General features: G+C 47.8%; 12 protein-coding genes. 1 reads left to right on the top strand and 11 read right to left on the bottom strand.

Features of this window, described 5'->3' with window-relative positions:
* Positions 1 to 191: 191 nt before the first annotated feature.
* From xerC to A7D21_RS33095, 11 genes are all read right to left on the bottom strand, one after another.
* On the bottom strand, positions 192 to 1,250 hold the full coding sequence (gene xerC / locus A7D21_RS33140; RefSeq protein WP_083272295.1) for a tyrosine recombinase XerC: 1,059 nt from the start codon (positions 1,248 to 1,250) through the stop codon (positions 192 to 194).
* A gap of 297 nt (positions 1,251 to 1,547) precedes the next feature.
* Positions 1,548 to 2,009: a hypothetical protein gene (locus A7D21_RS35680; RefSeq protein WP_141718316.1), complete on the bottom strand. Its 462-nt coding sequence runs from the start codon at positions 2,007 to 2,009 to the stop codon at positions 1,548 to 1,550.
* Entirely contained in the window at positions 1,975 to 2,709 is a 735-nt protein-coding gene (locus A7D21_RS33135) for a hypothetical protein (protein ID WP_069553765.1), read from the bottom strand. The genes A7D21_RS35680 and A7D21_RS33135 overlap by 35 nt, the downstream gene beginning before the upstream one ends.
* A 382-nt stretch (positions 2,710 to 3,091) precedes the next feature.
* On the bottom strand, positions 3,092 to 4,219 hold the full coding sequence (locus A7D21_RS33130) for a toprim domain-containing protein (protein WP_069553764.1): 1,128 nt from the start codon (positions 4,217 to 4,219) through the stop codon (positions 3,092 to 3,094).
* A gap of 149 nt (positions 4,220 to 4,368) precedes the next feature.
* Entirely contained in the window at positions 4,369 to 4,509 is a 141-nt protein-coding gene (locus tag A7D21_RS36005; protein ID WP_171902666.1) for a hypothetical protein, read from the bottom strand.
* A 511-nt stretch (positions 4,510 to 5,020) separates the two neighbouring features.
* Positions 5,021 to 5,233: a hypothetical protein gene (locus A7D21_RS33125; RefSeq protein WP_141718315.1), complete on the bottom strand. Its 213-nt coding sequence runs from the start codon at positions 5,231 to 5,233 to the stop codon at positions 5,021 to 5,023.
* A 483-nt stretch (positions 5,234 to 5,716) separates the two neighbouring features.
* Positions 5,717 to 6,412 (bottom strand): hypothetical protein, encoded by a 696-nt coding sequence (locus tag A7D21_RS33120; RefSeq protein ID WP_069553762.1) that lies wholly within the window; start codon positions 6,410 to 6,412, stop codon positions 5,717 to 5,719.
* 112 nt (positions 6,413 to 6,524) lie between these two features.
* Positions 6,525 to 7,253 (bottom strand): hypothetical protein, encoded by a 729-nt coding sequence (locus A7D21_RS33115; protein WP_069553761.1) that lies wholly within the window; start codon positions 7,251 to 7,253, stop codon positions 6,525 to 6,527.
* A gap of 66 nt (positions 7,254 to 7,319) precedes the next feature.
* Positions 7,320 to 7,700 carry a hypothetical protein gene (locus A7D21_RS33110; RefSeq protein WP_069553760.1) on the bottom strand — a complete coding sequence of 127 codons (381 nt, stop codon included), beginning with the start codon at positions 7,698 to 7,700 and terminating at the stop codon, positions 7,320 to 7,322.
* A 466-nt stretch (positions 7,701 to 8,166) separates the two neighbouring features.
* Positions 8,167 to 9,048 (bottom strand): DNA adenine modification methylase, encoded by an 882-nt coding sequence (locus A7D21_RS33100; protein ID WP_069553758.1) that lies wholly within the window; start codon positions 9,046 to 9,048, stop codon positions 8,167 to 8,169.
* A gap of 80 nt (positions 9,049 to 9,128) precedes the next feature.
* Positions 9,129 to 9,362: a hypothetical protein gene (locus tag A7D21_RS33095; RefSeq protein ID WP_171902665.1), complete on the bottom strand. Its 234-nt coding sequence runs from the start codon at positions 9,360 to 9,362 to the stop codon at positions 9,129 to 9,131.
* Positions 9,363 to 9,534: 172 nt separating this feature from the next.
* Here A7D21_RS33095 and A7D21_RS33090 point away from each other — a divergent pair.
* The coding region (locus tag A7D21_RS33090; RefSeq protein ID WP_256556947.1) for a helix-turn-helix domain-containing protein at positions 9,535 to 9,771 on the top strand (237 nt) is incomplete at its 3' end.

The following is a 9,771-nucleotide window of genomic DNA, read 5'->3' as shown; positions in this document are numbered from 1 at the left end:
TCACGGGCCAGGTTGCCCGCATAACTGAAATGCATCGAGGCGCTCACCCTATAACTCCTTATCCTGATTAGTTTTGTCTACAGGTAAGGTATTGAAACCAGAGTGAGCAGGGGGAGAGTGTTAGCCCCCGGTGTGGGGGTCAGGTTTCAGTGAGTTGTCGACTCAGTAAGGAGCCGGAGCACCAATAGCTGTTAAAAATCTTCACCTTTCATTATTTTCTGCTTCTCTTTATCACCTCGCATGTCATAAACCAATGTGGTCGCTACGTTGGCGTGGTCGGCCAATTTCTGCGCCATGCCTTCACCATGCTTTTCGATCATGCGAGTGATAAAGGTGCGGCGAAGATCATGCGGTTTCACCTTGACGCCGCATGCTTTGGAGCGTTTATCAAGAATGTAATAAATCGCCTGCGGCGTTAACCCCTCATCTGTGATCAAGCCTGGTGTGACTCTGTGCTCGGCAGAGCTTGAGGTAGATGTTCGAACCTGAGCTGACTCAGTCAGAACTTTTTTTCTACCTTTCCTGATTCTAGTAAATAAGGGCCCTTCTGATCCAACCGCGGCGTTGCGAACCTCCAACCAGGCACGGATACGCTTAACAGCGCCAGGGGCGATCCACTTTTTGAGTTCCTTGTTCCCCTTGCCGATGACCGTAACAAACCACTCGTTTTGGTTGAGATTGTGAAGATCTATAGCCACGCCTTCGGCCCTTCGAAGGCCAGAACCATAGAGCAAAGAAATAATCGCCGCGTCTCGTAACCCTTGGTGCCGCCAGTCGGACAGACAATCAGCCAAAAGCTTGCGAAAGTCCTGCTCCTCGACAAATTTGCCTGTAGGCAGCCGTTGCTCACGGAACGGTTTCACCTCTCGAAGGCTGTGCAAGCGATCGTAACTGATCAGTTCCAGGTGTTTAGCTTCATTGAAGACTCCTCTTAAAGCTGACAGATAGAGGCCACAAGTTTTTGACGCGTAGCCATGCACCCGCATCTTTTCGACGAGGGCGTAAAGGTGAACTCGCTCAACTTTTTGCCACGCAATTTCTTCTAGGGGCACATCATCGGCCCCGAGCATTGTTGCGATCTCTTGGAGCGCATACCTCATTGTGAGCTTTGATCCAGGACCAAGCCTTCGGATGAAATTGCTGTACGGGTTGTTCTGAGGGTGCCTTGAAGAGCTCAGAACAATGTTCTGATCATCATCGGCAAGCAACGTATCAATGTCGAAGCTGGCCAGGTCAGTCGAGGGTTCCAAAGTGACACTCCGAAGGTGAAAACAAGAAATTTTAATTCTGCCTTAGGACTGTTCACGCTAACGGGCAGATTTTTTATAGCATTTACTTTTCTAAACAACCATTTAGATAAGTAAAAATACAGCATGTTTTCATCTCGTGCTGACGAAATTACTGAAATATGAGGAAACCGCCCAATATGAGAATGAAAACAGATGAACGCCTCAGCTTCTGAAGCTGACGCGCGACGATTTTCTAAAGGGATCGAGGAGGAAGTCGCTGTCCTCAGAATAGACTGCAGAGAGTGACTACGTAGGTAATCAAACCAAATTCACGTCAACCATAGAGACCGTGTCACCTGTGCTCATCGAAATGAGCTCTGTGATCAAAACTGTTCGCACATCCACACCGAAGTCACCCGCACCGCTTTCAGCAATACGTTCAATTGTTGCCAGAACTTGAAGTGGACTTCCATCGCTGTCTTTGTCTACTCTTATTGATCTTAAAACATAGAGCATCATGTTTGGTCTGAATATCACGTCAGCGTTTGGATAAAATCCATAGGTAGACAACAGTGTATGAGAAAGCATTGTTATTAACTGGATGTTATTGGCCAGTGCAACTGTCTGATTTGATTTTTTCTGCTTAGCCACTTTTCTATAAGTTTGAGGGTCTTGGGCGCGCAAAATCGTTAACATCTTTTGCCGATGCTGATCAATATAATCGCGAACTAACTCTTCGGCTTGTTCAGTTGTCAAGGAGTCGCTGATAAATAGTTGCAAGGATTAACCTACCTTTTCTTTTCTCAATAACCATCTGCCAACCAGTTTTTGTCTGGTAGTAGAAAGTGTTGTTCTGTCGAGATCCATAAAAAGTCCTTTTGTCCCGTATAACCTTCTGAGGAAGAGCTTTTACCGGTAGAGCTCCTTTGATATGAAACTGTATCTTACGAAATACCTTGTCTAACACCAGGTCTCCCCTCGTGCGCTCATAGTACTTGTGGATCGCATGCGGTGAGATGCTTACAAATCCCAGCCCCTGGGCCCAAGCGCCGGGAAGCTGCAACGAGGTTTCTGCCCAGACAGCACAGGCAAACGGCTCAAAGAAATTAGCCCTAGATGAAGCGCAAACCAGGCGAATTTCTGCTCCGATGAACTGCGTACGAAGGAATGTCGCGAGCTTGTTTAGACCAGCTGTTCTGCTCTGTAGGCTGCACGCTCGAACCACTTCATCACGTGAAAACTCAATTTTTAGGCCTATTCCTGCCCTATTTTGTCCAGCGACTTCAAAATGAACCAGTAAAAACCAAGTGGCGATCAGCGTAGCTCTTTCGTTATTTTTATCTTCGATACGGTCACGCAGAGGGTGTAGTACCTTGATTTCGAGAGATCGCGGCGTTTTGCCATCGCATGAATAAGTGCATAGGATTTTGTCCTCTTCAAGGAGGTACCGAGCATCGATGCTGAGTGATAGAACCGACATTTTATGTCCTAAATTACGTGCTATGACAAGGATACACCACTTATAGAAATTGCAATCCCTACAGTTGAAAAAATTGAATACCCTCACTCTTAATGGCAGTAAATATTTTGCTTTTCAAAAAAAAAGACCGCACTTGGCGGTCTTTTAGTTTTGTCGCATATTGCTAGAACGAATAACAAACTCTTGAAGAATCTTAATAACATCCAAACTATACGGAGCTGTAATAATTTTTGTACAAGCTCCGAATGTTCTGAAGTGCCTAGGATTCGACTAGCATGTAGAGTGCTGGAGCGCTTTCGCGCTCTAAGCAACTCCATATACTCTATATCACCTACTCTCGGTACAGTTTTAGTGTCAAATATATAACTCGTCATTCTAAACCTCACGCAGCGTGCCGTTTTGATTGAGGAAAGCCAAACCGTCCGAGCTGGATCAATACATCATTCCAATCGACAGACTTTCCACCTTCCGGAACAGTTAACGGAGGTGTGTGACGAGCACACTTTAAGCCTAAAGCCCAGACTCGAGCTTGCAAAGCTTTTGCAGCCTTCTCTCCTCCACCTGAAACGTCTTTGTCCTCCCAAATAACGATGCCTTTCGCACCAGCTGGAGGGACAAATGTTTCCATCAGGGCAGTATTAACAAGTGGCCATACAGGAGCTCCAATAGCCATAGAAATGGCCATAGCAGTTTCAATACCCTCGGCCACATGCAAAATTTCTCCAGGTATACCCAGTTGAATCGCCCCACCAGTCACCGAACGATCGGATGGAATCGGGCACATCTTTTTGACGCTTTCAACAGGCGCTTTCTCTCCTTTGGGGGTCAGAAAAATCCTGTGCAGTGTCACTGGGACCCCAGCTGCGTCGCGGATCAGCGCGACAATTGCTGCAAATTCACCTTCACAGAGACCATCCACGTTATACGACCGGAGTTTTGGGTGGAACCGCAAAGTAGCCGCATACCCAGGAGTGTCCCAATTAAGGATTTTTCTTGAGCTTAGGTAAAGTCTTGCTGGCTCAGCCAGGACTTCACTTAGAGCTATAGTTTCGCTCCAGATTTTTTTCAGAATAAAGCGAATACGCACATCATTTTCTTTCTGATCTAGAGCTTGTTTCTCTCTCAATTTTTGTATGTGCGCAGCTTCCAGTTGATTGTTGTGTGCCGCGTTTCGTTCGTCTTTACGATCTTTGATGTTGAGGTATTCGCCCACCTCTTCAACAGCGTCCGCAAATACATATCGACCGTTGTAGGATTGTCGGTACCACATGAGCAAAGCGAAACCATCTCCTTTGAACCCACATGTGTTGCAACCTCCAGCGCCTTTGAATGCTCCGTCACCATTCTTCTTGAGCATTCGGAATCCATCTACCCCTCCATGCACCGGGCATGGGGAACGTTTACCTACTTTTTTACACGATGGACTTATTCCAGGAACAATGGCACTTAGTATTTCTAACCACTTTCCTTGTGCAGCCTCGCGCACAGTTTTAGCATTTAAGTTTCGCATGGTGTACCTCCAGGAATAGCCCCGTCTGGGACTTCCCAAAACCCTCCAAGAGGGCTTTGGGAAGCCTCAGACAGGGTTTGGAATCTGGGGGTACACTCTCCCTAAAGGAGGTGTCCCCCTTTAGGGAATTAGCACGATCTTTCCGAGCGTTACTTTTTCGGAACTGGGGTGCTTGCTTTTTTAGTCGTTGGGATGTCGCAGAGTTGCTGCATCAACCTGACGAATGAATCATCAGACAATGCTGCGACAACAACACGATTGGTGTCAGTCGTTTTCTGTTGATTACTCATGATGAGTCCTCAACAAACGACAATGACGCGACCACATAAGTGAATCTCAATCAGGAGAGATCCGCCCAAAAAAAGGTCCTGATCAATTTGTTTGAGTCCAGCTAAGCGGAAGCTTGAGATTTCAGCAGCCATGGGATTACCTCTATTCGAGGCGACGCTGCTTCCCACCGGGAAGTAGCCCCGCGTGGGAGTGCCTTTCGGCGATGGGTGGGTGTTAGTTTAAAGTGGTCACCGGTCACTATCGAACGATCAACCTCATGGCGGATCGAAGGAATCTTCTTTCGTCGGTGTATTGGCCGCGGAAGGAGACTCTAAAAAAGCCCCCTATAGATAGGGGGCTTGAATCAACGTGTCTTTTTACGCTCATCGAGGTGGTAAGCGAGCCAAAAAGCTGCGCCTATAACACCGATCGTGAAAAGCATTGTGGATGTCACGTATATACCAAGGGGACTCATCATTACGAATTCCTCTTCAGTGGACTTGGATTGAGTCTACCAGAAAAACGATAGTGTCAACCGCCTCTGTCGAGAAAGCCGACGAGGATCACCAGGGCTAACGAGCCAACGATCATCAGCGCACCGAACGTACCGAGAACAACCGACCAGAAAAGGCCGTCGACGGTGAGTTCGGCAGTAGTAGCGATCAAGAATATCCCTGTCACAAGGAAGCCACCCCCCAGACTGAGGAGCGCATCTTTGATCCAGAGCAGTATTAAGTTTTTCATCATTCACTCCGTGATGCCCTCCTTTCAGGCTTGGGTTATTGGGCCCACAAAGAAAGGGTCATGGAGATCCCAAGAAGGGATTTCCCCTTCATGGGTTGCGAGCATTTGCTCGGCTTCTCTAACGCTTGCCTAAATCAATACTTCTGATAAAAGCCAACTACAGAATTACGACTGCAGAAAAAGCGAGATGATAGTTATCAGAATGTCTAACATTATGAGACTCTCCGTGTTGGAGGCCTTAATCCCTATCGGGATAAGGCCCGATGGGTCTTTATAGGTGGGTGTTCGATTTGAGTGATCACCAGTCACTGTCAGACGTTCAGCCACAAGGCTGAGCGTAAGAATCTGCTTTCGTCTGTCTTTGGACCGCGGAAGTAGACTCAACATCAAGAATATACAAAAGTTTCGAGGGTGCAAGAGACCTCTAAATTTCCCCCCCAGAAAGGGGGGGATTTAGGGGTTAAGGAACATCACGTTTGAGAGTTAAACTTTGTGCCAAGTGGCCCAAGTTTGAAACCCAGATAGCATGGTGCTAATCCAAGCAAGAACGTTAGAAAAAGACATTTCTTCTGATATTTGCTCTACTGCTCCATACCTCATTTCTTCAGCTACGAACCCGCCCGATGAATATTGACAAATCCGGAAGCCAGATAGAGTCGAATTATCGAAGTGAATTCTAAATCCATATGGAATAGCGTGCTGTAACTCTAGTTGTACGAGATCTGCGACCTCGCTTATTTCAACACAAGTATATGCTCGCTCTCGAAATTGATAGTTTTCGGCGACCGCAAATACGACAGCTTGATCGTAATCGTTAGCATGCACATCGTAGATCTTATCAAAAAGCATGAACCTGTACGCTTTTTTAAATTGATTCAGTATTTTTACATCTACATCAGATCCAAAGTTGCTTTTGATCCATTGATCAGCTTCAGACGCTGTTGAGTGCGTACAAGTGAATTGCTCAAGATGTGATGGAAACACTGATCTCCAAGTTTCGCCATCGTGCTCTACATAAAACACGAGTGGCATGCGCGGAGCTTGCTCAGACTTTACAGTGATTGCCCACTCCTCAAACGGACGTGGTTCCAATTGAAACCAGGCACTTTGTTTCAGAAGAGTCCCTAAAGCCTGTTGAAGCTGGGAATCACCAACATACACAAACTCTGCTGTATTCATTTTTTCGCTCCTTGCTTAATTTTGACAAAAGGAGCGACCCCAACAGGGTGCTCCCCCTGCGGGTTAAATCAAACCGCACAGGAGGTTGCCCTCCTGTGCGGGTTTGCCGTTATCAAAGCCGCTTCGCGATCCAACTCACGCGGTCGACTGTGACTGGCTCTTCACCAATGACATTGCCTAATTCGTCAATGACATTTTGCATAACTGTTACAGGTACTTTTCCGATTCGCTTTAGGGCGATTCGATCACCGATATCAATGTCATACTCAACCATGCAACGTTCCAGATCGACACCCCATACCTCAAGGGTACCGAGGCGAATCATAAAGCTGATTTTTTCACCCTTCTGGTGCTTGTAAGGAAAAGCACCGAAGGATGTGACCTCACCTTTCAACGCATCAGCCCACGCATCAATCTCGGGGGCGGTGTTAGAGCAGTTTTGAAAGTGCCTCTCGTAGGCATCCATGTCCGCTCGTAGGGAATCGCTGTCGAATTCCTGAAAGTCGTACTGACTTGCAGGTTTTTCCTCACTCAATACACGATCCCACAATTTTTCATCTTCCGAACGTCCTGGTAAAGCCTTAATGCATGCGGGTGCAGACAAATGCTTCGGCAGTTCATCCTTCGCGCGTCTAAAGGAACGTAAAGAACCTTGGCTTTTAATTACCGCGGCACGCTGCTGAACCTCACAACGGCGTTTATTGATCTCTTCGTTTTCGCGAGCTGCAGATTCATTCATCAAACGAATTCTTTTTGCCAGCGGAGATTCTTCCACAGAAATATCTTTAAAACTATGGACGAAGGTTGCAGGTACAGCGCTATCGAATTGTTGAAAACGCATGGTGTATCTCCTGGTTGGAGGTAGCAACACCCCATAGGGGTGTTGAGCCCCGATGGTTTAGGTTGTTCAATAAGTGGATAAACACGCCTCTGAATTATTGATGAAGAGCCAGGCAGATACCCAGGCACCGTTTTCAGTTTCAGAAACAACAGCGTGTGAGTCTATTTCGATATTGTCGCTCGAATCTCGGCAATATCGATTTTGAGCGGCTACCGCAAATGCATTCGATTCAACATCTTCTCCAAACTCTCGAACGCATTGACTGAAGTCGAGACCGTTTTCTTTCGCAACCTTCAACAGCTCTGTCATTGCGTTTTCAGCCTGTATCTGATCAAGAAGCGCTTTTACTCGACCATCATTATCAGAGATTTGCGCAACTTGAAAAATGGTTGAAACGAGCAAAGCCTGATTTTCGTGAGAAAGAAGAAGAATCTTCTGCGAGGACATGGGACGCTCCTGTATCAGGGCGTACCAGCCCAAAGGGTGGCAGCCCTGTGGGTTTGAAATAAAGCGAGAGGTGGGTGTTTGTTTTGAGTGATCACCAGTCACTATCAGACGATCAGCCTCAAGGCCAAACGCAAGAATCATCTTTCGTCGACGTCGACGTTCGCGGAAGAAGACTCGATAAACTGTGGCCCCGGAAGGCCACAGTTATTACAGCACTGAAATGCTACTACAGCAACATCTGCTGCGTAGATCCGTCCGCCGCTAATAAAAGCGGCATCATAGTTACCGGGCTATGACTTTTCGGTAAATCAAGCTCCGCGACGTGGTAGGTCACGTTGGGGCTCAAGGGATTACGAGAAATAAGCAACTCAATGTCCGTACTGAACAATGAGCTTCCGATTTCTTTACCTAACGAGTCAAACTCCTCGTAGATAAGACTTTGCCCCATTAGCCTTTCAGTTTTAAATCAAGAAGCCAGTCGATACACGCCGGGCTTTACTCGTTCAAAGAAAACTTCGTTCTGCAGGACCTGACGAATCTTTGCGGCCCAATGTTGGTTGCTTCTGGTTTGTGCGTAGGGCTTCAATGCGGCGTTTATTTCTTTCAGATGCAGCACCTTGCCCCCCTGCAATACGCGTCGTACAGCGGCGCGCCAAGTGATATTGACCATGGCTTCCGCGCGTTTTTCGATAGAGGCAAGGAAGAACAGCGCGTCCTCATTTTTTCGGAAAACAAGTAGTTTCTCATGAGCAATCCTAATTAAGCGGCCACGATATTCTCTGGAGTCACTGACGCAGTTGTGTTGAACCTTTATAACTTCATCGATAAGACGCCCAGGTGATACCCGTTCAACGAGCGACGAGAGGTTGAAATACTCACCACCCTTACGCAGATTGCCCATAAGAATTCCATACACGCCGCCGCGTTCAACGGCGTCGTGAATGTTCATCACGGCGAGTTCCAGCGCCTCTGTAAAATCCGGAAGTCTCATCCGGGACATATCCCACTTGTTTGCTTCACCCCACTCCACACCGCTGTACTGAAGCATTCCGGCGTACGGGGGATGCCACCATGCCAGATGAGCCTCTTCGCCAACATATGATTTGAGGTCGTCGACCAGAAGGTTGAAGCCTTGGTGCAGATCAGTCCCAAAAAAACGCAGGCCCATATCTCGCGCCACATCAGCACTTGTTCCGCCTCCAACGCTTGGATCGATAACAAGACCATCTTTTCGGCGCTGGTAAGACTGAACAAATCCTTTGACGATATGCCCGGTGCAGTTGCCTCGATAATTGGACTTGCCCCAGGGCCCCCGATTTGGGAACGAAACGACTGATGAATTGAACATGGTGCGCTCCTTTTTTGAAGGACCATGCCCCGGCAGGGAATGGTCCCTGCATGGGTTGAGTGTTGGCCGAGTGGCCTTTGTCAATGAACGATGTCGGGAGTGAACACGTGATTCTGCGTTTTCTCTCGAAAACGATTTACGAGTTCATCGAAGCTTTGTTTGAGCTTTGATGGCGTTTCAAACGCACCACTCACGTTGCGCAGGATTATGACCTCACCGGTGGAAAGCTCCCACAAGTGAACCTTCACTACTCCGCATGTTGACCATGCTTTTCTTGTCACCTTCGCGTCGCCCTGAAGGCGCGCAGCGGCCATTATCGGACTCATACTTTTCTCCAGGATTTCGCGGAGAAAAGCCCCTGGCGGGCTTACTGTTGCCGCTGACCGAAAACTGACCCAGTAGAGGCTGTTCTGCCGACTGAAAACTGACCCAGGTGTTCAACTGCTTCTGCTCGCTTTCCGAGCAGGAGAACACAGGGTGATCAGCATGGAAATGTTGGGAAAAATCCGGCGGATGTACTTCCGCGACAAGCTCTCGCTGCACCAGATAGCCAAGCGTACCGGGCTGTCGAGAAACACCATCCGAAAATGGGTCAGAGCACCCGAAGCCACTCAACCAGCGTATCAACGGTGCGCAACCTTCAACAAACTCAGCCCATTCCACGAGTCGCTGGAACAGGCGCTGAAGGCCGATTCGTTTCGGGCAAAGCACAACCGCAGGAGC

This window comes from Pseudomonas sp. AP19 (assembly GCF_001728855.1).
Lineage (GTDB): Bacteria > Pseudomonadota > Gammaproteobacteria > Pseudomonadales > Pseudomonadaceae > Aquipseudomonas > Aquipseudomonas fluorescens.
This window is presented reverse-complemented; position numbering and strand designations above follow the sequence as displayed.

What these genes read in the sequence shown, in the direction of transcription:
- A7D21_RS33115 (WP_069553761.1), bottom strand. Translation starts at nt 7,253, where the DNA reads ATGCGTTTTCAACAATTCGATAGCGCTGTACCTGCAACCTTCGTCCAT.
- A7D21_RS33095 (WP_171902665.1), bottom strand. Translation starts at nt 9,362, where the DNA reads ATGGCCGCTGCGCGCCTTCAGGGCGACGCGAAGGTGACAAGAAAAGCA.
- A7D21_RS33120 (WP_069553762.1), bottom strand. Translation starts at nt 6,412, where the DNA reads ATGAATACAGCAGAGTTTGTGTATGTTGGTGATTCCCAGCTTCAACAG.
- A7D21_RS33125 (WP_141718315.1), bottom strand. Translation starts at nt 5,233, where the DNA reads ATGAAAAACTTAATACTGCTCTGGATCAAAGATGCGCTCCTCAGTCTG.
- A7D21_RS33135 (WP_069553765.1), bottom strand. Translation starts at nt 2,709, where the DNA reads ATGTCGGTTCTATCACTCAGCATCGATGCTCGGTACCTCCTTGAAGAG.
- A7D21_RS33130 (WP_069553764.1), bottom strand. Translation starts at nt 4,219, where the DNA reads ATGCGAAACTTAAATGCTAAAACTGTGCGCGAGGCTGCACAAGGAAAG.
- A7D21_RS33100 (WP_069553758.1), bottom strand. Translation starts at nt 9,048, where the DNA reads ATGTTCAATTCATCAGTCGTTTCGTTCCCAAATCGGGGGCCCTGGGGC.
- A7D21_RS36005 (WP_171902666.1), bottom strand. Translation starts at nt 4,509, where the DNA reads ATGAGTAATCAACAGAAAACGACTGACACCAATCGTGTTGTTGTCGCA.
- A7D21_RS33110 (WP_069553760.1), bottom strand. Translation starts at nt 7,700, where the DNA reads ATGTCCTCGCAGAAGATTCTTCTTCTTTCTCACGAAAATCAGGCTTTG.